This window comes from Pseudodesulfovibrio sp. lm2024 (genome assembly GCF_051175575.1).
Classification (GTDB): domain Bacteria; phylum Desulfobacterota; class Desulfovibrionia; order Desulfovibrionales; family Desulfovibrionaceae; genus Pseudodesulfovibrio; species Pseudodesulfovibrio caledoniensis.
Window position 1 is genome coordinate 4,054,943 of sequence record NZ_CP195092.1, and the last position, 22,032, is coordinate 4,076,974.

Below are 22,032 nucleotides of genomic sequence, written 5' to 3' on the forward strand. Positions count from 1 at the left end.
TGTGCCAAACATGGAGGTCCGTCATGTGTGCCGCCGTCCCGGTCGCGCTCCTGCTGCTCGTCATCCTCGCCGCGCTCACCATCCTGCGCCTGACCAGGACCGCGCCTAACGCCCTGCTCCTTTCCCGGCTCCTCGACTCCCTCGACACCGACCCCGATCCGACCGGCAGCCCCACCATGACGCCGCCCGCTCCAACCTCCGCCCCCATCCGCACCGGCTAGGCGGGATCGGCCCGACCAACCGCCCTCGCTTGCCGCCGCAAACAAGACGCGCTCTCCCGAAAAGAGGGCGCGTTGCTTTTTGGCGAGGAAGTGAATGCCTCCGGCGGCTGGGGCGCTGCCCCAGACCCCGCCAGGGAACCTTTTGGGAAAAGGTTCCCTGGACCCTCCCAAACTTTTTGTGTCGCCTGCGGCGAAGGTGGGGGCGCGGGGTACGACTTGTTGCGCGTGGGAAGCGGTAGCAGCTCGGCCGGGTGGTGTCCCGAAGCGTTCGCGCCGGACGTCCACGGGCCTCGGAGGGCCGCCCGGCGCGAACGCTTCGGGACGGTTGCCAACGCCGCTGGCGGGCGTGGTCGGAACACGGGGAATGGGTTTCGCGGCGTTTTCGAGCAACGGCGTAGACGTATCTCTTAACGGACGAATTTCTTCCCCAAAAGAAAAACCCGCGATCTCGGGCAGAGAAAACGGCGTGCTTTATTCGGAGAAGAAGCACGCCGTCCGAGCCGTTTTTTCTGCCCGAAATCGCCAACCGGCACGGCGGAAGGCGTCCCTTGCCAGCCTTTCGCCGCCGCACGCCTCCGAGCGCAGCGAGGCGATGGGGGTCCAGGGGGCCTTGCTCCCTGGCGGGTGCAGGGCAGCGCCCTGCCCGTCGGAGACGCCCGCCCGGCGAGGGCCCGCCGGAGGCATCCCCTCACCTCAGCGCCCCGACTACCCCCTCCATATCGAGCAGAACGATGTCGTTGCCGTCCATGCGGATGTCGCCGTTGTCGGCCATTTTGCGCAGGGTGCGGGACAGGGCTTCGGGGGTGATGCCGATGATCTTGGCGAGTTCGCGTTGGGAGAGATCGAGGGTGACGCGGCCGTCCTGGTGCCGACTCTTGAAGTAGGCCAAGAGCCGGGAGGGGACCTGCTTAAGGGACAGGGAGTCGATCATGTCCATGGCCTCCTTGAGGCGTCGGGACATGACCCGCATCATGGTCAGGAGGATGGACGGGTCTTCGCGGACCATGCGTTCGTATTCACGGGGCGGGATGTACAGGACGCGGCTGTCTTCGAGCGCGCCGAGGTTGGCGGGCAGCTTGCCGTCCGAAAAGGTGGAGCACAAACAGAACGGCTCGCCGGGCCCGAACACGAAGATGGTCTGTTCCTTGCCGTCCTCGGCCAGGCGGAAGAGCTTGACCTGTCCGGTCAGGAGCACGTGCAGCCCCTGGGACGAGTTGTCCTCGCTGAAGAACATGGATTTCTTGGGAAAGCGCAGGACCTCGGCGTGCGAGGCGATGCGTTCGAGCTGGGCGTCGTCGAGCCGTTCGAACACGGGAAAGGCGCTGATTTCGTTCTTGAGATCGATAGGCTGCATGAAAATCCCCGAAAAAGTGGTGCGTGTTGATCGAGATCAATGTGAAAGGGGCGTCGCGCGCCTATTTTGGAGGCCACAACGGAAAAAAACAAGGAGGTCCCCATGAGCGCAACCATTCACTGTCCGTACTGCAATGCCGGCCAGGCAATGGGCGATTTCGACAACTACGCCCCCTTCTACGTCAATTGCCAGGAATGTTCCAGGCGGTACATTGTCGAGCCGGTGAGCCACGGGGTGGTCGTCTACCGCGACGGCGACGCCCCCTGCTGTTCCGACCCCGAATGCCGCGCCACCGAGATGGCCGGATCGGGGCAGGAGTAACCCCCAAGGAGCCGACATGTTCACCATATTACAGAAACTGACCAAGAATCTGATCTACGCCATCCCGGCCATGATGCTCGCCGGGTTCGCCTACGGGTTGTGGGCGGACACGGCCTGGCTCAAGGCCGCGATCATCCCGTTCACCTTCCTCATGGTCTACCCCATGATGGTCACGCTCAAGATCCGCAAGGTATTCGAGGGGGGCGACGCCAAGGCCCAAATCCTGACACAGCTCATCAACTTCGGGCTGATTCCCTTCCTGACCTTCGGCGTCGGCCTCCTCTTCTTCCGCGACAGGCCGTACATGGCTCTGGGGCTGCTCCTGGCCGGGCTGGTGCCCACCAGCGGCATGACCATCTCCTGGACCGGGTTCGCCAAGGGCAACATGTCCGCCGCGGTCAAAATGACCGTAATCGGGCTGATCGCCGGGTCCCTGGCCACCCCGTTCTACGTCCAGGCCCTGATGGGCACGGCCATCCAGATGCAGCTGTCCGCCGTGTTCAAGCAGATCCTGTTCATCGTGTTCCTGCCCATGGCGCTCGGCTACCTGACCCAGCGGTTCCTGGTGAAGCATTACGGCCAGCAGACGTTCCAGCGCGACATCGGCCCGAAATTCCCGGGGCTGTCCACCGTGGGCGTGCTCGGCATCGTGTTCGTGGCCCTGGCCCTCAAGGCCAGGACCATCGCGGCCGCGCCCGGCGTGCTCCTGGACATCCTCGTGCCTCTGCTCCTGCTCTACGGGTTCAACTTCCTGCTCTCCACGCTTATCGGCAAATCCCTGCTGCCGCGCGGCGACGCCATCGCCCTGGTCTACGGCTCGGTCATGCGCAACCTGTCCATCGCCCTGGCCATCGCCATCAACGCCTTCGGCGCGCAGGGCTCGGACGCCGCCCTGGTCATCGCCATGGCCTATATCATCCAGGTCCAGTCCGCCGCCTGGTACGTCCGCTTCACCCCCAAGGTCTTCGGCCTGCCCGAGGAGATGGTCCGACAACCGGCCTGACGGCCGCCGAAGGCTCCTCCATCCGCCACGCCTTCGGCGTGGCGGGAGGCGGGGGTTGTGTGTTATGTATCGGGTCATGCGAAAAATAATCCTGAACATCTTGTCAATGGTCCTGTTCTCGGCGGTGCTGGCCGGTTGCGGGCAGGAGCCTCCGGCGACGGTGAAGAAAGGGGCCGGGTACGAGCCCGGGGACACGGCCGTGGCCGAGCGCACGGTGTTGCCGCGTTTGTTCGACGCGGTGGGCACGGTCCAGGCCAAGACCGACATCCGGGTGGAGGCCCAGGTCACGGGCAGGGTGCTCGAAATTCTGGTCCGGCCCGGCGACCGCGTGGCCAAGGGCGACAGGCTGGTGGTTCTGGACAGCCGCGCCTCCAACACGCGCCTGGAGCGTTCCCGCCAGGCGCTGGCTTCGGCCCGCAGCCAGGTGGCCCAGGCGCGCGATGTGCTGGCTTCGGCCAAGGCCGCGTACACCAAGTCCGAATCCACCTACCGGCGCATGAGCCAGCTTTTCGAGCAGAAGGTGGTCACGGCCGAGGAAGTGGAAAAGGCCGAGTCCGACTATCTGCAGGCCAAGGCCGCGTTGAGCCGGGCCGAGCAGGGCGTGTCCGGGGCCGAGGCCCAGGCACGCGAGGCGGAGAAAGTGGTCCAGGGGGCCGAGATCGACCTGGGCTACACGACCATCACGGCCCAGGAGGCGGGCGAGGTGGCCAGGCGGCTGGTGGAGCCGGGCGACCTGGCCTTTCCCAACAAGGAGCTTTTGACCTTGCACACCAGCGGGGCCCTGCATCTGGAGGCCATGGTCCGCGAGGCGCTCATCGGGCGCATCAAGCTCGGCGACTCCCTGTCCGTGGTCGTCACCGCCTTAAGCGACAAAACGCCCCTGACCGGCGTGGTCCAGGAGATCGAGCCCCTGGCCGATCCCGTGACCCGCTCGTTCCTGGTCAAGGTCCGGCTGCCCGACCGGCCCGGCCTGTATCCCGGCATGTTCGGCCGCCTGCTCATCCCCCTGGGCGAGCGGGAGACCGTGCTGGTGCCCAAGGATGCGGTCCGCCATGTGGGCCAGTTGGAGACCGTCATGGTCAAGAGCGACGATACGTGGCAGCCGGTCTACGTGCGCACCGGCCGGGCCGAGGACGGCAAGGTCGAGATCCTGTCCGGCCTGTCCGGCGGCGAGACCGTGGGGCTGGACCCGGAGGGGAGCCGCTGATGCAGCCCGATCAATCCAGGGTCAGGGGATTTCTGCCGTCCATCGTTCGGTATTTTCTGACTTCCCAGATGTCCATCATCCTGGCGCTGGCCTCGCTGCTGGTCGGTGTGGCCGCCATCCTGGTCACCCCGCGCGAGGAGGAGCCGCAGATCGTGGTGCCCATGGCCGACGTCCTGGTCCAGGTGCCGGGCGCGTCCGCCGAAGAAGTGGAGAAGCTCGTGACCACGCCGCTGGAGCGGCTGCTCTGGCAGATCGATGGTGTGGAGTACGTCTACTCCATCTCCAGCAAGGACCGGACCGCCGTGACCGTGCGTTTCTATGTGGGCGAGAACCGCGAGGACTCGCTGCTCAAGCTGTACAACACGATCATGAAGAATCAGGACCTGGCCCCTGACATCGTGTCGGGCTGGGTGGTCAAGCCGGTGGAAATCGACGACGTGCCCATCGTCACCCTGACCCTGCATGCGGGCCACAGCTACGAGGGCCGCTACTCCGATTTCGACCTGCGGCGCATGGCCGAGGAGCTGTTCCACCGGCTGGCCGAGGTCGAGGACGTCTCCCGGGTACACCTGTACTCGGGCCGCTCGCGCGAGGTGCGCGTGGAGCTGCACCCGGACCGCATGGCCGGGTTCCATGTCTCGCCCAAGGAGATAGCCACGGCCCTTTCGGGCGCGGACCGCTCCCTGCCCGCCGGGCATTTCGTATCCGGCGACGCGGACACCCCGGTGGTCAGCGAATCCTTCCTGCTGTCCGCGGACGACGCCGCCTCCCTGGTGGTCGGCGTGTTCGACAACAGGCCCGTCTACCTGCGCGATGTGGCCGACATCATCGACGGCCCGGCCGAACCGGCCAGCTATTCGCGTATCGGCTTTTCCGACCTGTACCTGACCGAACACGACCGCAAGCCCGAGAACGTGTCCCGGCCCGCCGTGACCATCGGCCTGTCCAAGAAAAAGGGCGTCAACGCCGTGGGCGTGGCCGACGCGGTCCTCCAGCGCGCCAAGGAGCTCGAACGCGACGTCCTGCCCGAGGGCGTGACCCTGACCGTGACCCGGGACTACGGCCAGACCGCCCACGCCAAGGTCAACGACCTGCTCTCGTCCCTGCTCTTCGCCATCATCACGGTCATCGCCCTGCTCGCCTTCACCCTGGGCTGGCGCGAGGCCCTGGTGGTCGCCCTGGCCGTGCCCATGAGCTTCTCGCTCGCCCTGTTCGTCAACTATCTCATGGGCTACACCATCAACCGGGTTACGCTGTTTGCGCTCATCCTCTCGCTGGGCCTGGTGGTGGACGACCCCATCACCAACGTGGACAACATCCAGCGGCACATCCGCATGGGGCTGCGCGACCCGCTCGAGGCCACCCTGGCCGCCGTGAAAGAGGTCCTGCCCCCGGTCATCCTGTCCACCCTGGCGATCATCGTCTCCTTTGCCCCGCTTTTCTTCATCACCGGCATGATGGGCCCGTACATGGCCCCCATGGCCGCCAACGTGCCCCTGACCGTGTCCTTCTCCACCCTGGCCGCCCTGACCGTGGTGCCGTGGATGGCCTACTTGCTGCTGCGTAACCACAAGCCCAAAAAGCCCAGGCCCGAGGAAGGCAAACCGGAGAAGAAAGTCGGCACCAGGCTGCTGCGCGTCTACGGCGCGGCTATCGCTCCGTTTCTGAACAAGGCCCGCAACCGGTGGCTGCTGCTGATCGGCATCCTGGCCGGGCTCGGCCTGTGCGCCGGGCTGGTGCTCATGCGGTTGGTGCCGCTCAAGATGCTGCCGTTCGACAACAAAAACGAGTTCCAGATCCTGGTGGACATGCCCGAAGGGACCACCCTGGAGCGGACCGACCGCACCGTGCGCGACTTCGAGGCGTATCTACGCACCGTGCCCGAGGTGACCGACTTCGTGACCTATTCGGGCCAACCCTCGCCCATGGACTTCAACGGCATGGTCCGTCACTACTACTGGCGCGAACAGCCCAACCTTGCCGACATCCGCGTCAACCTGAAGGACAAGTCCGAGCGGGCCATGCAGTCCCACGCCATCGGCCTGCGCCTGCGCAACGACCTCCAGGCCATCGCGGACCGTAATCACGTGCGCATGAAGCTCGTCGAGACCCCGCCCGGTCCACCGGTCATCGCCACCCTGACCGCCGAGCTCTACGGCCGACCCGGCACGGCCTACATCTCCCTCATCCAGGGCGCGCGCCACGTGGAGTCGGTCATGGGAACCCTGCCCGGCCTGGTGGACCTGGACAACTCGTCCGAGACCGACCGGACCATGTACGATTTCGTCCTGGACAAGGAAAAGGCCGCCCTGCACGGCGTGACCGCCGCCGATGTGGTCGACACCCTGCGCATGGCCCTGTCCGGCTTGACCCCGGCCAACGTGCATCTGCCCAACGAGCGTCAGCCCCTGCCCGTGCGCCTGGTCCTGCCCGTCGGTCTGCGCACCGGCCCGGACGCCTTAAGCGAATTGCGCATGAAGACCGCGTCCGGAGCCATGGTCCCCCTGGCCGAACTCGGTGCCTTCCGCGAAGTCCCGGCCGAACAGCCCATCTACCACAAGAACCTCAGGCGCGTGGCCTACGTCTATGCCGAAACCGCAGGCATCCCGCCCGGTGAGGCGGTCCTGGACCTCCAGTCCATGCTAAGGAAAGATCCCCTGCAACCCGGCCTGACCACCGAGTGGGCGGGCGAGGGCGAATGGAAGATCACCCTGGACGTGTTCCGCGACCTGGGCATCGCCTTCGGGGCCGCCCTCATCGGCATCTTCATACTGCTCGTGGGCCAGACCGGCTCGTTCGTCATGCCCACCCTTATCATGTCCGCCATCCCCCTGACCCTGCTCGGCATCCTGCCCGGATTCTGGCTGCTCAACCTCATAGCGGGCTCCACGGTCGGCGGGTTCGGCGACCCGGTCTTCTTCACCGCCACGTCCATGATCGGCATGATCGCGCTTGGCGGCATCGTTATCCGCAATTCGCTCGTGCTCATCGAGTTCATCCAGGCCGAAGTCAAGGAAGGCGTGCCGCTCAAGGAAGCCATCGTCCAGTCCGGCGCCGTGCGCATGCGCCCCATCGTACTCACCGCCCTGACCACCGCGCTCGGCGCCTGGCCCATCACACTGGACCCCATCTTCTCCGGCCTGGCCTGGGCCCTGATCTTCGGCCTTGTGGCGTCGACGTTGTTCACGCTGGTCGTGGTCCCGAGCGGGTACTATGCACTGTACGGCGGGAAGGAGAAGGAAGACGAGGAAGCGGCGTAGGGGGGAGGCCTCCGGCGGCCCCTCCGGGGAGGGCAGGGCGCTGCCCTGCACCCGCTTAAGGCCGAGGGCCTTAAGAATCCCGTAGCCTCGCTGCGCTCGGGGTATGGATACGGAGGGCTGGTTGGGGACGCCTTCCGCCGTGCCGGTTGGCGATTTCGGACAGAAATCGCGGGGTTTGTTTTTTGGGGAAGGGCAGAACGCATAGAGCACTGCCACTTTTCGGAAGTTAGAAAACGCCGCAAGACCGCCTTGGCGGGTTCCGCTCAACCAGTCCAGCGGCGTTGGCAACCGTCCCGAAGTGTTCGCGCCGGGCGGCCCTCCGAGGCCCGTGGACGTCCGGCGCGAACACTTTGGGACACCACCCGGCCGAGCTACTACCACTCCTCACGCGCAACAGGTCCGCCCCGCGTCCCGCCTTCGCCGTAGGCGACACAAAAAGTTTGGGAGGGTCCAGGGAACCTTTTCCCAAAAGGTTCCCTGGCGGGGTCTGGGGCAGAGCCCCAGCCGCCGGAGGCATCTTACGACTCGTCTAGTCGAGCCGGTCCATGTCCCAGGGTTTGCGGATGAACATGCCGGATTTGATTTCCGGGTGGTCGCAGATGAAGATGGCGCGTTGGCCGGGGTGCGAGATGTCGACGGCTTCGCCGGTATCGTTGACCAGGCCGTAGTCTTCGGCGGAGATCTGGGGCCGGATGAGGCCGGGCACGAGGATTTCCACGGGTTCGGCGCTGGTCCAGCGCGCCTTGGTCTGGACGAGCCAGCGGCCCTGGGCCAGGGGGGAGAGGATGCGGCCGAGCACGGGCCGTTTTTCGGTCTCGTCGGGCGGCTGGGCGATGACGCCCCGGTTGGCCGGATCAAAGAAGCCGGTGGTCAGGGGCCGCGAGGCGGCATTGACCAGTTCGGACAGATAGAGTTCGGGTTGGAACCGGCCGGTGGCGGCGTGGTTGAGGGCGGTCTTGTAGGCGTCCACGACCTGGGCGAGGTAGGCCGAGCTCTTGGTACGGCCTTCGAGCTTGAGGGAAGCGACCTTCATGCCCCGGAACCATTCGAGGTAGTGGAGCAGGCAGAGGTCCTCGGCGGCGAAGAATTTGGTCCAGTTGTCGGTGTCGAGCGCGGCGGACAGGGCGCGGTCGGCCGGAGGCTGGGACGCAGGGCCGTCGTTGTCCGGGGAGGAGAAGGCGAACTCCTCGGGCGCGTCGAAGGTGAAGTCTTCGGGAAACGGGTTTTCGTATTCGCGCATCTCCCAGAGCTTATCGCCGGGCCGGGTGCGTTCCTCGAAGGTCATGGACACGGGCCGGTACTCGTAGCGGCAGGGGTGGGAACACTGGCCGAGGTTGCCGGGCCGGTCGTTGAGCAGGGCGGACATGTAGCAGCGGCCGGACACGGCCATGCACATGGACCCGTGGACGAAGACCTCGAGTTCCATGGTCGGCATCTGCTTGCGGCAGGCGTCGAGCATCTCGCCCAGCTCGCTGGAGCGCAGCTCGCGGGCCACGTTGACGCGCCTGGCCCCGTTCTCGCGCCAGAAGCGCACGGCCTCGACATTGGAGGTGTTGGCCTGGGTGGAGATGTGCACCGGGATTTCAGGCAGCTCGCGGCGCAACAGGCGGATGACGCCGGGGTCGGCGGCGATGATCGCGTCGGGTTTCAGTTCGCCCAGGGTGTCGATCTGCTCGCGCACCGCGTTCATGTGCGACTGGCGCGGGTAGACGTTGAGCGTGTAGTAGACCTTGACCCCGGCCTTGTGGGCGACCTGGATGGCCCGTTCCAGGGCCTGGCGGTCGAACCCGCCCGCGCCGGCGCGCAGGTTGAGGCCTTCGCCGCCGAGATACACGGCGTCCGCGCCGTAGAGGATGGCGGTCTCGAGCTTTTCCATGTCGCCCGCCGGGGCGAGCAGTTCCGGGATGAACGGGGTGTCGGGCATGGCGCAGAGTACCTGATGGGGGTTCGTTTCGCCAAGGGGAATGTTGGCGCGGGCCTAGAGCAGGTGGCCGACCTCTCGCCAGTCGACGCCCAGCAGCCCGGCGGCGGCCCGGTCCACGGCCAGCGGGTCGGCCCCGGCCAGGATCATGCCCACCTCCGGGCAGCACCGGGGGCCGCCCAGATGGTAGTCCTTGAGCCCGACCGTGGCGTCCATGAGGGTGAAGTGCGGGGTGACGTAGCGGTTCAGGTCGCGGATGGAGCCGTGCATGTCGCGGTGAAAGAGCGCCTTTTTCCAGCCGCCGCCCTGGTAGTGGGAAGGCGGGGCAAAGCCCATCATGTTCTTCATGGTCCCGGTCACGACGGCCAGGGAGTGGCGCTTGAGCACGGGCAGGGAAACGATGCCGTGGGCGAAGGCGGCCTTGGGCAGCCACATGGTCGGGAAGACCGGGCAGCCGGGCCGCGAGACCTCGGCCAGGTCCGCGCGGTTGAGGTCGAGCAGATCAACGCCCTTGCACCGGGCGAGCTCCTCGTAGCCCAGGGCGGCGAAGACTTCGCCGGTCTCCTTGTCCTTGTCGCCCGTGCCCTCGGCGATGGTGATGGGCGCGTCCGTGTGGGCGCGGATGGCGTCGATGACCGCGCCCGTGAAGTCCGGGTGGGTGGTCACCGGAAACGGCGAGGTGTTGACCAGGTTGGGTTTGAGCAGGATGCGCGTAAACCCGGCCAGGGCGTCCGGCCCGCCCGCCTGTTCAAAGGCGTCGCGCACGGTCCGGGCGTAGCTTTCGCAAGGCAGGGTGACGATTTCGGGCATGATCGGCTAGACGGACAATCCCTTGGCCCGTCGGGCTTGTTTCATTTTTTCGAGCAGCTCGTTGGGGATATTGAGGTTACCCCGGCCCACGCCGAGCTTGATGTCCGGCTTGTTGGCCCCGTGGAAGTCCGAGCCGCCGCTGTGGAGCAGGCCGAGGCGGTCGGCCATCTCGCCGTACGCCTTGGTGTCGGCCTCGGAGTGCTCGGAGTAGATGACCTCCATGCCGTCCAGGCCGAGGTCCATGAGGCGGCGGACCACCTTTTCGGTCTCCTTGTAGCTCAGCTTCAGGGCGAAGGGGTGGGCCAGGATCGAGGTGGCTCCGATGTCGTTCAGGATGGAGAGGGCCTTTTCGGGAGTGAGCTTGCGTTTGGGCACGTAGGCCCGGCCATTGTCCCCGACCCAGACCTTGAACGCCTCGTCCATGGACGAGACCACGCCGAGAGCCATGAGCTCCTGGGCGAAGTGCGGGCGGCCCACGGTCCCGGAGGCGCGGGCGGCCACGGCCTCGTAGGTGATGTTCACGCCCAGCTTGCGCAGTTTCTCCACGATCTCGTGGTTGCGGTTGGCGCGCCCTTCGATGACCCAGTCAAAGGCCCTCTGAAGCTTGTCCGCCTTCTCGGGCAGCCACAGGGCGACCACGTGGATCCAGCCGGTGCCCTCCGGGGATTCCAGGCTCAGTTCCGCGCCCGGAATGACCTCGATGCCGTACTTTTTCCCGGCCTCAAGCGCCTCGGGTATGCCCTGGAAAGTGTCGTGGTCGGTCACCGCGATGGCGTCCAGACCGCTCTCCTTGGCCAGTTTGACCAGTTCCGTGGGCGTCAGGGTCCCGTCCGAGACCGTGGTATGCGTGTGCAGGTCTATGCTCATGGATATGTTGTCCCTATGCTTGTCTATGGTTAAGACTTCAAGGTACAGGCTCCTTGCCGTGAGGTAAAGCTCGGCGTGGTTGCCAACGGCCGCTTCCGGGGCTATTCTGCGCGGCGAAAAGGAGAACGCCATGACCCTGAAGAAAGAACTGCTCGATATCCTGGCCTGCCCGCAGTGCAAGGGCGAACTCACGCCCAAACCCGGCGGAGACGGGCTGGCCTGCCCCAAGTGCAAGGTGGTCTATCCGGTCAAGGACGACATCCCGATCATGCTCGTGGATCAGGCCGTGCCCGAAAAGGACTGGACCGGCTCGAAATAGCCGTCCCAAGGTATCGTCTTTCACGCCGCCCTGCCCGCATCCGCGGACAGGGCGGTTTTTTTGTCTCCAATTTTATACCCTTCAACCTCTCGTCCTCTCCGTCGTCAGGTCCGCGATAGCGAACCGCGAGCATAAGTAAAAAAATTATCCACAGGGAGTCTTGACGATGAAAGAAGTGTGCCTATTTTTGATTTTGAACGAACGAAAAGGAGGTGCCGTTCATGGTTATCGATTTCAATACGCTCTACAATTTTCCGTCCCGGTTGGACCGTGTCTTTGAGGAGATGCTCAGATCGCCCATGGGCGACGACCGGCGTCTGGCCTACCCTCCGCTCAACTTGAGCAACGACGAGGAGAACATTTACGTCCGCGCGGAAGTGCCCGGCGTGACCATCGACGACGTGGAACTGACGTTGACGGACAAGACGCTGGTCATCAAGGGCGAGCGCACCGCTCCCCAGGGCAAATTCTATCGCCAGGAGCGCCCGAGCGGTGTTTTCCACAGAGTTGTCAACATCGGCGTGCCGGTGGACAGGGACAAGGTGACCGCGGCCATGAAGGACGGGGTGCTGACCGTGACCCTGCCCAAGTCCGAAGAGATCAAGCCGCGCACCATCAGCATCGACGTTGCCTAAGGAGGGTGTCATGAGTGAAGTCGCGAAGAATGAGACAGTCAAGGAATTGAGCCGTTTCCGTCCGGCCACGGACATCCTGGAGCGCGAGGACGGTTTTCACATCTTCATGGACATGCCCGGCGTGAGCAGGGATGACATGACCATCGACCTGGAAGAGGACGAGCTGACCGTGACCGGCCGCTCAACCCAGTGCCCGGTCCCGGGCGAAAAATTCGTGGAGGCGCAGTTCGGCGCGTGCGAGTACGTGCGGTCCATCTCCATCTCCGACATCGTGGACCGGGAGCGCATCAAGGCGTCTCTGGAGAACGGCGTCCTGGAACTCTTCCTGCCCAAGGTGGAAAAGGTCCAGCCCAAACGGATCACCATCCAGGCGCAATAGTTTCGTCAGTTATTCAATAAACAAAGAGCCCCCGGCAACCTCGGTTGCCGGGGGCTCTTTGCATGAAAACCGCGCCACAGGCGCAATATGGGATGCAAGGGTGCGAACCCTATCGCTGCTGTCGCTATCTCTAAGGCTCGACGACTCGCCCAAGAGCTAGCGCTGCCCGCCGGAGGCGAAATCACCGATCTATCGCCGCGAAGCGGCCTTCCACCTCTGCCTTACAACCAAGGTAAATCTAAATGGCCCAGGTTTCGATATCGATCAGCCCCAGCCGGGCGGCGTAGCGGACGAGTTCCACGGAGCTCTTGAGCCCCAGTTTCTTCATCAGGTTGGTGCGGTGGTTTTCCACGGTCTTGGGCGAGATGAACAATTCCTCGGCCACGCCCTTGGCGGTCAGCCCCTCGGCGAGCATGCGCATGACTTCCTGCTCGCGCGGGGTCAGGGTGGAATACGGGTCGTCCTGATCGTCCCCTGAGTCGCTCTTGGTCTGGAGCAGCTTGAAGACCACCTCCTGCGACAGGGCGCTGTCCAGGAAGAGGTTGCCGCCGGCCACGGTGTTCAGCCCCTTGAGGAGCTGCCCGGCGGCGGATTCCTTGATGATGTAGCCGGTGGCCCCGGCGCGGAAGGCCTCGACGATGTAGTCGGCCTCCGAGTGCATGGAGATGATCACGAACCGGGTCTGGGGCAGTTCGTCCTTGAGTTCGCGGATCATCTGGATGCCGCTCTTGTCGGGCATGGAGATGTCCACGAGGACGATGTCCGGTTTGTGGGTGCGGGCCAGAGCCACACCCTCCTGGCCGGTGCCCGCCTCGGCGCAGACCGCGAAGTTCTCGTCCCGGCTGACAATGGCTTTGAGGCCCTCCCTGAAGAGGGGGTGGTCATCGACGATCATTATGTCCAGGGTGTTCGCTCCCATATCAGCCGTGTCTCCTCGCGCTTTCGACCGGCACCTTGAACAGGATGCGTGTTCCCGTGCCGGTCAGGGTCTGGATTTCCATGGAACCGCCGATCAGGCGGGCTCGCTCCTCCATGCTCCGCAGGCCCATGCGCTTTTCGGCGTCGGCCCTGGCCAGGCTCTCCTCCATCGGGAACCCGCTGCCGTTGTCCTCGATGCGTATGAGGATATCCGGGTGGCTTTTGACCAGGCGGATGACGGCCTTGGTCGCCCCGGCGTGGCGGCAGATGTTCCTGACGGCTTCCTGGACCATGCGGTAGAGGTTGATTTCCACGTCGAAGTCCAATGAAATATTTTCGATTCCGGTGGAGAAAAAGTCAACGTCAAACCCGTAGCGGTTTCCCGAATCGTGGCAGAGGTTGATCAGGGCCTGCACCAGGCCCAGCTGATCCAGGGCCGGGGGCCGCAGCCCGTAGGCGATTTCCCGGACCGAGGCGATGGTCCGGCGCAGGATGCCGGCCACGGCCTCGCCCCGCTCGGCCAGTTCCAGGTCCGGCGTCGGGAGGCCGTCGAACAGAGTCTCCATCTTGAGCATGATGGACGAGAGGTCCTGGGCCACGTTGTCGTGCAGGTCGCGGGCGATGCGCTGGCGCTCGTCCTCCTGCACGCGGATGAGCTGCTGGGTCAGGGCCTGGATGCGCTCCTGGGCCTTGCCCCGCTCCTCGGCCACGGCCTTGAGCCGGACATTGGCCTTGGACAGTTCGGCGGTCCGCTTGCGCACCCGGTTCTCCATCTGGGCGTGGGCGATGAGCAGTTCGGACTCCAACGCCTTGTAGCGGGTGATGTTGGTCAGGATGAGCATCTGGGCCTCGCGTCCGCCCCACATGATCGGCTTGACGCTCATGTTCACCCACTTGGTCCCGCCGCTGCGGGTCAGGATGCGGAAGGAGCCCAGGGACTCGTTCATCTCGTCGGAGTCGAGCCGGGCGAACTGGGCGGCGTGCTCGTGCCGGTCGCCGGGGTGGACCATGTCCACGAAATCGATGGTCTCGAGCTCCCTGGCCGTGTAGCCGGTGATGCGCAGCATGGACTCGTTGACGTACCGGACCGCGCCGTTTTGCATGACGATGACGCCCTCCTGGGAGTTCTCGGCCAGGACGCGATAGCGCTCCTCGGAGTCCATGAGGGCCTCTTCGGCCCGCCGCCTGGGGGTCACATCCAGCAGGGAGACGATGACCCTGGACAGGGTGTCCTTGTACTCGTCGGGCACGAAGAAGTGGACCATGACCCAGATGGTTTCGCCGTCCAGGGTGCGGTTGGTGATCTCGCCGCAATACTCCCGGCCGCCGGAGGCGAGCAGGATCATCTCCTCGGCGAAGGCGGCCATGGAGGACTCGGTCAGGACCTTGTCCAGGTTGCCGAACAACTCCTCCTTGCTGGCCGCGCCGAGCAGGGCCAGGGTGGCCTTGTTCACGTCCACCACGGTGACCAGGGTGGCGCAGTGCAGCAGCGCCTCGGGGGTGTCGTTGAAGAACTTGCGGAAATCGGTGACGCCCTGCTCCCTGAGGTCGTCGAAATAGAACTTGAGCTTGGTCAGGTCCTCTTCCCACAGGGAGATGGGGGAGTCCTCGAACAGGGTGCGGAAGCGGGCCTCGCTGGCCGCGATGGCGGCCCCGGCCTCCAGGCGCAGGGTGACATCCCGGGAGACCCCCTGGAATCCGCGCGGGCGCCCCTTGTCGTCGAGCAGCCTCTTTATCATGGTCTCGGCCCAGAAGGTCTTGCCGTTTTTGTGGATGTGCTCCAGCTCCATGCTGTTGATCAGGGAGTAGTCCCCCCCGATCTCGGCCTGTTGCCGCCGGGCCAGGGCCTCCTCGAACTTGGCGATGGACGCCCTGGTGACCATCTTCCGGAACGGGCGGCCCTTGAGTTCCTCCAGGGTGAAGCCGCTGATGTCCTTGATGGATGGGGTGGCGTAGGCCAGGCGGTAGTCGTTGTCCATGGTCCAGATGACGTCGGCGGTGTTCTCGGCCAGGAGGCGGAACTTCTCCTCACTGGCCCGCAACCGCTCCTCGGCCTGCTTGCGCGCGGTGATGTCCGTGGCGATGCCTTCCACGGCCAGGGGGTCGCCGTTCTTGTCCCGGAGCAGGATATGGCGCTGGCTGGCCCAGTGGACCTCGCCCGACTTATGGATGAACTGGAACTCGTACTCGTCGCGGACCTTGCCCGCAAGCAGCTCCTCCATGACCTGGTCCAGGTAGTCCTGCCAGTCCGGGTGGATGATCTTGCGCACGAGCATGGGGCATTCCTGGTACTCGCGCACCGAATAGCCCGAGAACCGCTCCGCCGAGGGGCTGAGGTAGTCGTACAGGCCGGTGCGCAGGTTCAGGCGGAAAAAGATGTCGCTGGTGCAGTCGGAGATGAAGTTCAGGCTCTTCTCGGCCGAGCCAAGGGCCTCGCGGATGCGGATGAGGTCGGACAGGTCCTGCTTGATGGCGATGACGTGGGTGACTTCCCCGGATTCGTCGGTGATCGGGTCGAACCACCCCTTGACCGTGTGCAGCCCGCCGTCCCTGGCCCGGACCACGTACTCCCCCTCCCAGCGCCTGCCCTGTTTGACCGTGGGCCATACGCTGTTCCAATACAGCTTCACGGTCTCCTCGGGCATGATCTGTTCCTGGGGGATGTCCATGATCTCGTCCACGGAATACCCCCAGATGTCCATCCAGGCCTGGTTCCCCCAGATGGGGTAGAGGTTCCTGTCGTGAATGGAGACCGCCATGCCCGAGGCCTCGATCAGCCGCCTGAACAGGGCGGGATCGGAATCGACCAACCGCTGGCAGGTTTCGGCGTCGGGGCGTTCGGGTTTCTTGCGGTCGGTTGTCACGGGTCGTCCGGCTGGATGAAGGTGGCGGGCAAGGGCCTCTACAGTGGGCGTACCGTATCCGATTTGCCGGTTGAATGGAAGGCGCGGGCTCTTTGCCGCACGGTGCCGGAGCTACCTGAGGCCGTTGATCCAGGACGCGGCCAGGGCGGCGTGGTCGTCGGCCACCTGCTCCACCCAGGAGGAGCGTTCGCCCTCGGCCTGGAGCACCTCCCGGCTGGTCTTGGCCGGGGCCACCACGATGGTGAAGGCGCGTTTTTCGCGGTCGCGCAGGGTCTCCAGGACGGAGATCAGCGGCCGCCACTTGGCCGTCTCGCGGCCGGTGATCAACCAGAAAACGGGCCGGTCCAGCCCGGCCAGGACGTCGCGGCCCGGCAGGTCGCCGGGGTCGAGACCGTCGGTCAGCATGCAGACCAGGAAGGCGGGCGAGGCTCGGCGCGCGGCCCGGATGGCTGCCGGAACGCCCTGCCCGGAGCCCCATATTCCAGCCTTGCCCGCGTCGACGGACCGGTGGGCCGCCAGGAAATCGAAGGCGGACAGGGTATCCTCGGCCAGTTCCCTTGCGCCCGCCGGGGAGGGGGATTCGCCTCCGCAGCCGCGCGGGGTGAATGTCAGGGCGGCCAGGCCGTGCATGGACAGGGTCCGGGTGAAGGCCTGGACCATGCCGGGGTCGGCGCAGTCCGGGCCGTGGACGACCACCGCGCCCGCGTGGCCCTCGTCGTAGGGCGGGCGGGAAAGGCGGGCCTCGATCCGCCCGGCCGGGCCGTCGAAGGCGGTCTCCTCCTCGCGCACGTGCACCTTGACCGGGTAGTGGGCCAACCGGTCGTCGTCGGTCATCAGGATGAACCGCTCGATGCGGTCGTCCTTGGCCAGGAAGGTGACCGAGCCGGTGACCGGCTCATCCTCGTACACGGACGGGCCGATGGTGTAGACGTACTTGCCGAAGGCCTGCTTCAGGCGGCGCAGGGTCTTGTTCTTGGAGTCGTAGATCAGAAAACGCCCGTACTTGGTGTTGCGGGCATCGATGATGGAGATGACCCGGTTGTCCTTGGTCCGGAACTGGCCGGAGAACTCCTTGGAGGAGTAGGAAAAATAGTCGCCCATCAGGGCCCGGCCGAAGCGCGCCTCGGCCCCCCGGTGCACGGTGGCGTCCTTGCGCACGTAGATCTTCTTGGGCAGGCCGTCCTCGGCCAGTTCCTCTTCGGCGGGCGGCTCGGGCGGCAGGGTCTTGGACGGGCTGATCTCGATCGCCTCGGGCTCGGGCAAGGGAACGGCCTCGGCCTCGGGCGGCGGGGCGGTCTCGGGCGGCGGGGGCGTATCGTCCAGGACCACGGTCTTGTCCATGGGCAAGGGCGCGGCGGCCGGGGGGGCGTCCGGGCACTCCAGCTTGGCCTCGGGCGGCGGCTCGGGTGCGGGGGTCGGCATGGGCATGGGTATGACCGGTTCCGGCTCCCGGACCTCGGTCAGGTTCACCTCCATGAGCTCCTCGGGCAGCAGGTCCGGCAGGTCCACGGAGTGGATCAGCGCCGCCGCCACCACGGCGTGAAAGAGGATGGAGAGTGTCCAGCTCAGTACCCGCTGCATGCCGCCCAGCTCCCGCCTACTTCCTGTCCCGGTCGCGCGGCTGTTCGGCCACAATGCCGAGCCTGTCGACGCCCGCAGCCTTGATCTCGCCCATGACCTGGACCACGGTGCCGTAGGGAACCTCTTTGTCCGCGCGCAGGAAAAGCTGCTTTTTCTGCTTGGTCACCAGCCGCTGGATGTATGTCTGCAGCTCGTCCAGGGCCACCTGGTACTCGTCCAGGAAGATCGCGCCGTCCTTGCGCACGGTCAGGACCAGGTGCTCGGAGTCCTGGGGCAGGTTGCGGACCGTGCGCGTGGTCGGCAGGTCCACCTCCACCCCCTGGGTCATGAGCGGGGCCGTGACCATGAAGATGATCAGCAACACCAGCATCACGTCCACGAAGGGCGTAACGTTGATCTCGTTGAGGAAGCCGCCGCCGGTCTTGATCGCCATGGCGCGCTCCTAGGCCCGCTCGGGCTTGTCGGCCCAGGCGATCTCGCGTTCCGCGCGGTTCAGGAAGGCCCCGGCAAAGTCGACCATGCCGGACTCGACCTCGTTCAGCTTGCCCAGGAAATAGTTGTAGAAAATGGTCGCCGGGATGGCCACGAGCAGGCCGATGGCCGTGGCGATGAGCGCCTCCGAGATGCCGGGCGCCACCGTGGCCAGGGCAGCAGACTGGGCCATGCCGATGGAGTGGAACGAGTGCATGATGCCCCAGACCGTGCCGAACAGGCCGATGAACGGGGCCGCGTTGGCGCAGGTGGCCAGAAACGGCAGGTTGCGGGTCAGTCCGCGCATCTCCTTGGAGATGCCCTGCTTGAGCACGCGCCGCAGGGTGTCCTTGACCAGCAGCCGCTTGCGCTCGCGGTTGACGTCGGCCTTTTCCAGCAGCCGGAATTCCTTCACGGCCAGGGACGAGACCCGGGCCAGGGGCGAGTCGTCCTTGTCGCCCAACCCCTTGATTCCCTTGGACAGATCACCGGCCGCCACAAAAGCGTCGTAGCCCTGGATGACCTTTTTGCGGGCCGTGCCGATGGAAAAGAACTTGAAGAAGATGATGGTCCAGCTCCACAGGGACATGCACCCCAGGAAGATCATGACCAGCTTGACCGCCAGGGTCGCCCCGGCCAGCAGGGACAGGATGGAGTTGTCGGGCAGAAAGTTCATGGTTGCACCTTTTCGGGTCTATGTGTCGGGAACGGCCGTCACGGAAGGGGCCTGTACTGTGTGTAAACCCCGTCGGGCCAGAAAGCAAGGGGGGCTCGAAATGGAAGGACTGTCTTTTCAGACGGTTGCAGTCAGCTATGCGGCCGCACACCCGGCCGGGCCCGGGCGCGCCGGGATCGTGAATGCGGTATGTACTATCCCTTGTCCCGTTTCTGGCGTAAGAATACCGGGTAGGCGGCGGGAACTGTTCATTTTTCAAGGCGGCCAGTGGAGGCGTCGTGTGAAAATACTGATCTTGGCGGGCAAACATGTGGACGAGCAGGACCTGAACCTGCTCCCCGAGGGCCACAAGCCGACCGTGGCCCGCCAGGCCTCGGTCTCCCGGGGCGTGCGCCGGTTGGAAAAGGACGACGCGGACGTTGTCCTGTTCGTGCCCGATGCGGACGACGACTCCTGGCCCCGGGCCGTGCGCCGCGTGCGCGAGGAATACGGACGGCCGTCCATCGTCCTGGGCCGCGATCCGGGCATGGAGGCCGAGGCCCTGATCCTGGGGGCCTTCGATTATTTCGTCCAGGGACCGCAGACGCGCGAGTGCCTGGCCCGCAGCCTCCGCCACCTCGAGGACCGGCTGGATATCGAGAACCATCTCAAGTTCCGACAGGACCTGCTCGACTGGATGGAGCGCACCGATTCCTTCGGCAGCTGGGAGATGGGCGCGGACGGGGAGATCCGCTGGTCCAAGGGACTGAGCCGCATCTTCGGCAGGGAAAAGGAGCCTGGACGCAGGCTGTCCGGCCTGCGCAACCACGTCCACCCGGACGATCTGGAGGTCTTTGACCGGGCCAACGAAGCCACCTTCGACCAGGGCTGGCCCCTGGATTTCGAGTACCGCGTGGTGGACAGGGACGGCAAGATCCGCCACCTGCACGTCAACCGCGAGGTGGAGTTGGGGCCGGGCGGCGACATCGTGCGCATCTGGGGCATGGCCCGGGACGTCTCCCTGCAGAAGGAATTCGAGGAGCTGCTCTTTCGCCGGGACGCCATCCTCCAGGTCCTGGCCAACTTCGCCAGCCGGTTCCTGCGCAAGGTGGATTGGAACGAGGGCGTGAACGAGGCCCTGGCCAAGCTCGGCAAGGTCACGGACGTGACCCGCATCTATCTCTTCAAAAAGGACACCGGACCGGACGGCGGCGAAGTCCTGACCCTGCACAACGAGTGGGGCACGGAGTGGGTCGCGCCCCTGAGCGCCATGCCCCTGAGCCGGAATCTCCCGATCTCGCCCCGCTACGACACCTGGCGCGCGGCCATGCTCAAGCGCAAGGTGGTCACCGGACACGTCAAGCACTTCCGCAAGGAGGAGCGGACCCTGTTCGCGGCCACCGGGGCCAAGTCGGTCATGATCCTGCCGGTCTTCGCCGGAAACGCCTGGTGGGGGTTCCTGGGCCTGTCCGAGCACCGCCGCGAGCGGGACTGGCTGCCCGTGGAGATCGAGTCCATGATGTTGGCCGCCAACCTGTTCGGCTCGGCCATCCACTACGGCGAGATGAGCCGCAAGCTGGTGGAGGCCAACCGGTCCGCCGAGGAGGCCTCCAGCGCCGCGCTCGAGGCGAACATGGCCAAGTCCATGTTCCTGGCCAACATGAGCCACGAGATCCGCACGCCCATCAGCGGCATCCTGGGCATGGCCGAGATGATGGTCACCACCGGCCTGACCGAAACCCAGCGCGAGCACATGGACATGATCCGCGACGCCAGCAACTCTCTGCTGAATATCGTCAACGACATCCTGGACATCTCCAAGATCGAGGCGGGACGCATGGAACTGAAACCCGAAGACTTCACTTTCCGCACGGCCCTCGAAACCAGCGTGCGCTCCTTCGGCCCACAGGCCGAGCTCAACGGGCTGGTCTTCTGCTACTCCGTGGCCGACGACGTGCCCGCACGGCTCAACGGCGACCCGGACCGGCTGGGCCAGGTCCTGTGGAACCTCATCGGCAACGCGCTCAAATTCACCCCGCGCGGGTTGGTGGAACTGACCGTGGAGCTCTCCCGCATCGAGTCCGGGCGCGCCTGCCTGCAGTTCAAGGTCCGCGACACCGGCGTGGGCATCCCCGAGGACAAACTCGACGCGGTCTTCGACAGCTTCACCCAGGCGGACAGCTCCCTGCGCAAGAAGCACCAGGGCACCGGGCTCGGCCTGACCATCTCCCGCCAGCTGGTCAACATGATGGGCGGCGAGATCGGCGTGGAGTCCGCCGTGGACCGGGGCAGCACCTTTTTCTTCACCGCCTGGTTCGGCCTGGCCGAAGAGCCCGAGCCCGAACCCGAGCCGATCCGGCCGCGCACCCCGCGCACCCTGCACCTGAACATCCTCCTGGCCGACGACAACCCCATGAACCGGAAGTATCTGCAACACTTTCTGACCATGTTCGGCCACACCGTGACCACGGCCAAGAACGGAGTCCAGGCCCTGGAAGCCCTGCGCGAAAAGGGGCGGGCCATCGACCTGGTGCTCATGGACGTCCAGATGCCCGAGATGAGCGGTCTGGAAGCCACCCGTGCCATCCGCGAGTCCGACGGCCGCCTGTACGACCGCAAGATCCCGATCATCGCCCTGACCGCCTACGCCATGAAGGGCGACCGGGAACGCATGCTCGACGCGGGCATGGACGACTACGTCAGCAAGCCCGTGGACATGCACAAGCTGTCCGAGGCCATCGTCCGCTGCACCGCCGCCCGCGAGGCCCGCAAGGACATGAACTGCCGACACGTCCCGGCGGCGCTGGCCCCCCGGCGGGAAGAGAAGGTCGAGGTCACCCTGGACGTGGACAGCCTGTGCAAGCGGTTCGAGGGCAACATGGACCTGTACAAGGACATCCTCGACCTCTTCCTGATCGAGGCCAGGGCCAAGCGCGAAGACCTCCACAAGGGACTCGAGGCCATGGACGCCAAGGCCGTGGCCAATGCCCTGCACTCCATCACCAACATCTCCAGCCACGTCCTGGCCATGGATGTGGTCGAAGAATCCCGCTCCCTGGAAAAGAGGTGTTATTGCGGTGAGATGGAAGACGTCAGAAAGGGGGTGCAGGACCTCGTCCCGCGCTTCGACGCCCTGGTCCAAGCCGTGGAGAAAGAGGCCGCGCGGCTGTAACCCGTTGCAATTTGCGGACTTACAGAGTAGGTATTGCTGACCGTTTCCATCCCGGAAATCGCCGTACAGGAGGT

Annotated in this window: 18 protein-coding genes; 9 read left to right on the forward strand and 9 right to left on the reverse strand. The window is 65.3% G+C overall.

Annotated elements, in window-relative coordinates:
* Positions 1–23 precede the first annotated feature (23 nt).
* Positions 24–221 (forward strand): hypothetical protein, encoded by a 198-nt coding sequence (locus ACR42D_RS18910; protein WP_484568341.1) that lies wholly within the window; start codon positions 24–26, stop codon positions 219–221.
* A 688-nt stretch (positions 222–909) separates the two neighbouring features.
* Here the strand turns inward: ACR42D_RS18910 and ACR42D_RS18915 are convergent.
* Positions 910–1,575 (reverse strand): Crp/Fnr family transcriptional regulator, encoded by a 666-nt coding sequence (locus tag ACR42D_RS18915; protein ID WP_484568342.1) that lies wholly within the window; start codon positions 1,573–1,575, stop codon positions 910–912.
* Positions 1,576–1,677: 102 nt separating this feature from the next.
* Here ACR42D_RS18915 and ACR42D_RS18920 point away from each other — a divergent pair, with 102 nt between their 5' ends.
* From ACR42D_RS18920 to ACR42D_RS18935, 4 genes are all read left to right on the forward strand, one after another.
* On the forward strand, positions 1,678–1,896 hold the full coding sequence (locus tag ACR42D_RS18920) for a hypothetical protein (RefSeq protein WP_484568343.1): 219 nt from the start codon (positions 1,678–1,680) through the stop codon (positions 1,894–1,896).
* A gap of 16 nt (positions 1,897–1,912) precedes the next feature.
* A complete protein-coding gene (locus tag ACR42D_RS18925) occupies positions 1,913–2,899 on the forward strand; it encodes an arsenic resistance protein (RefSeq protein WP_484568344.1) in 987 nt (328 codons plus the stop codon).
* Between the two features lie 76 nt (positions 2,900–2,975).
* Complete coding sequence (locus ACR42D_RS18930) at positions 2,976–4,106, forward strand: efflux RND transporter periplasmic adaptor subunit (protein ID WP_484568345.1); 1,131 nt, start codon at positions 2,976–2,978, stop codon at positions 4,104–4,106.
* On the forward strand, positions 4,106–7,366 hold the full coding sequence (locus ACR42D_RS18935; RefSeq protein WP_484568346.1) for an efflux RND transporter permease subunit: 3,261 nt from the start codon (positions 4,106–4,108) through the stop codon (positions 7,364–7,366). Before ACR42D_RS18930 ends, ACR42D_RS18935 begins: the two co-directional genes overlap by 1 nt.
* 529 nt (positions 7,367–7,895) lie before the next feature.
* Here the strand turns inward: ACR42D_RS18935 and ACR42D_RS18940 are convergent.
* Genes ACR42D_RS18940 through ACR42D_RS18950 form a run of 3 tightly spaced genes read right to left on the reverse strand, consistent with a single transcriptional unit; the run spans position 7,896 to position 10,964 of the window.
* Entirely contained in the window at positions 7,896–9,290 is a 1,395-nt protein-coding gene (locus ACR42D_RS18940; protein WP_484568347.1) for a peptidase U32 family protein, read from the reverse strand.
* A gap of 54 nt (positions 9,291–9,344) precedes the next feature.
* Complete coding sequence (locus ACR42D_RS18945; protein WP_484568348.1) at positions 9,345–10,097, reverse strand: DUF362 domain-containing protein; 753 nt, start codon at positions 10,095–10,097, stop codon at positions 9,345–9,347.
* Positions 10,098–10,103: 6 nt separating this feature from the next.
* The gene (locus ACR42D_RS18950; RefSeq protein ID WP_484568349.1) at positions 10,104–10,964 is read right to left on the reverse strand and encodes a PHP domain-containing protein; all 861 of its coding nucleotides are present in this window, start codon (positions 10,962–10,964) and stop codon (positions 10,104–10,106) included.
* A gap of 130 nt (positions 10,965–11,094) precedes the next feature.
* On the opposite strand from ACR42D_RS18950, the gene ACR42D_RS18955 reads away from it, so the two are divergent.
* The 3 genes from ACR42D_RS18955 (at position 11,095) to ACR42D_RS18965 (ending at position 12,297) form a co-directional block, all read left to right on the forward strand.
* Positions 11,095–11,283: a Trm112 family protein gene (locus ACR42D_RS18955; protein ID WP_484568350.1), complete on the forward strand. Its 189-nt coding sequence runs from the start codon at positions 11,095–11,097 to the stop codon at positions 11,281–11,283.
* Between the two features lie 221 nt (positions 11,284–11,504).
* Positions 11,505–11,918 (forward strand): Hsp20/alpha crystallin family protein, encoded by a 414-nt coding sequence (locus ACR42D_RS18960; RefSeq protein ID WP_484568351.1) that lies wholly within the window; start codon positions 11,505–11,507, stop codon positions 11,916–11,918.
* A gap of 10 nt (positions 11,919–11,928) precedes the next feature.
* Positions 11,929–12,297: an Hsp20/alpha crystallin family protein gene (locus ACR42D_RS18965; protein WP_484568352.1), complete on the forward strand. Its 369-nt coding sequence runs from the start codon at positions 11,929–11,931 to the stop codon at positions 12,295–12,297.
* 238 nt (positions 12,298–12,535) lie between these two features.
* Here the strand turns inward: ACR42D_RS18965 and ACR42D_RS18970 are convergent, their stop codons facing one another.
* From ACR42D_RS18970 to ACR42D_RS18990, 5 genes are all read right to left on the reverse strand, one after another.
* Positions 12,536–13,216 (reverse strand): response regulator, encoded by a 681-nt coding sequence (locus ACR42D_RS18970; protein WP_484568353.1) that lies wholly within the window; start codon positions 13,214–13,216, stop codon positions 12,536–12,538.
* Between the two features lies 1 nt (position 13,217).
* Complete coding sequence (locus tag ACR42D_RS18975; RefSeq protein WP_484568354.1) at positions 13,218–16,079, reverse strand: PAS domain-containing sensor histidine kinase; 2,862 nt, start codon at positions 16,077–16,079, stop codon at positions 13,218–13,220.
* Positions 16,080–16,190: 111 nt separating this feature from the next.
* Positions 16,191–17,660 (reverse strand): alpha/beta hydrolase family protein, encoded by a 1,470-nt coding sequence (locus tag ACR42D_RS18980; RefSeq protein WP_484568355.1) that lies wholly within the window; start codon positions 17,658–17,660, stop codon positions 16,191–16,193.
* Between the two features lie 16 nt (positions 17,661–17,676).
* Positions 17,677–18,093: a protein TolR gene (gene tolR / locus ACR42D_RS18985; protein ID WP_484568356.1), complete on the reverse strand. Its 417-nt coding sequence runs from the start codon at positions 18,091–18,093 to the stop codon at positions 17,677–17,679.
* A 9-nt stretch (positions 18,094–18,102) separates the two neighbouring features.
* Complete coding sequence (locus ACR42D_RS18990; RefSeq protein WP_484568357.1) at positions 18,103–18,807, reverse strand: MotA/TolQ/ExbB proton channel family protein; 705 nt, start codon at positions 18,805–18,807, stop codon at positions 18,103–18,105.
* Between the two features lie 280 nt (positions 18,808–19,087).
* Here ACR42D_RS18990 and ACR42D_RS18995 point away from each other — a divergent pair, with 280 nt between their 5' ends.
* On the forward strand, positions 19,088–21,958 hold the full coding sequence (locus tag ACR42D_RS18995; protein WP_484568358.1) for a hybrid sensor histidine kinase/response regulator: 2,871 nt from the start codon (positions 19,088–19,090) through the stop codon (positions 21,956–21,958).
* Positions 21,959–22,032: the final 74 nt, after the last annotated feature.

Bases quoted from the DNA above. Each gene is read 5' to 3' on its own strand.
- ACR42D_RS18930 (WP_484568345.1), top strand. From the start codon at position 2,976: ATGCGAAAAATAATCCTGAACATCTTGTCAATGGTCCTGTTCTCGGCG.
- ACR42D_RS18970 (WP_484568353.1), bottom strand. From the start codon at position 13,216: ATGGGAGCGAACACCCTGGACATAATGATCGTCGATGACCACCCCCTC.
- ACR42D_RS18945 (WP_484568348.1), bottom strand. From the start codon at position 10,097: ATGCCCGAAATCGTCACCCTGCCTTGCGAAAGCTACGCCCGGACCGTG.
- ACR42D_RS18940 (WP_484568347.1), bottom strand. From the start codon at position 9,290: ATGCCCGACACCCCGTTCATCCCGGAACTGCTCGCCCCGGCGGGCGAC.
- ACR42D_RS18965 (WP_484568352.1), top strand. From the start codon at position 11,929: ATGAGTGAAGTCGCGAAGAATGAGACAGTCAAGGAATTGAGCCGTTTC.
- ACR42D_RS18950 (WP_484568349.1), bottom strand. From the start codon at position 10,964: ATGAGCATAGACCTGCACACGCATACCACGGTCTCGGACGGGACCCTG.
- ACR42D_RS18960 (WP_484568351.1), top strand. From the start codon at position 11,505: ATGGTTATCGATTTCAATACGCTCTACAATTTTCCGTCCCGGTTGGAC.
- ACR42D_RS18980 (WP_484568355.1), bottom strand. From the start codon at position 17,660: ATGCAGCGGGTACTGAGCTGGACACTCTCCATCCTCTTTCACGCCGTG.
- ACR42D_RS18920 (WP_484568343.1), top strand. From the start codon at position 1,678: ATGAGCGCAACCATTCACTGTCCGTACTGCAATGCCGGCCAGGCAATG.
- ACR42D_RS18915 (WP_484568342.1), bottom strand. From the start codon at position 1,575: ATGCAGCCTATCGATCTCAAGAACGAAATCAGCGCCTTTCCCGTGTTC.
- tolR (WP_484568356.1), bottom strand. From the start codon at position 18,093: ATGGCGATCAAGACCGGCGGCGGCTTCCTCAACGAGATCAACGTTACG.
- ACR42D_RS18955 (WP_484568350.1), top strand. From the start codon at position 11,095: ATGACCCTGAAGAAAGAACTGCTCGATATCCTGGCCTGCCCGCAGTGC.
- ACR42D_RS18990 (WP_484568357.1), bottom strand. From the start codon at position 18,807: ATGAACTTTCTGCCCGACAACTCCATCCTGTCCCTGCTGGCCGGGGCG.
- ACR42D_RS18925 (WP_484568344.1), top strand. From the start codon at position 1,913: ATGTTCACCATATTACAGAAACTGACCAAGAATCTGATCTACGCCATC.
- ACR42D_RS18910 (WP_484568341.1), top strand. From the start codon at position 24: ATGTGTGCCGCCGTCCCGGTCGCGCTCCTGCTGCTCGTCATCCTCGCC.
- ACR42D_RS18935 (WP_484568346.1), top strand. From the start codon at position 4,106: ATGCAGCCCGATCAATCCAGGGTCAGGGGATTTCTGCCGTCCATCGTT.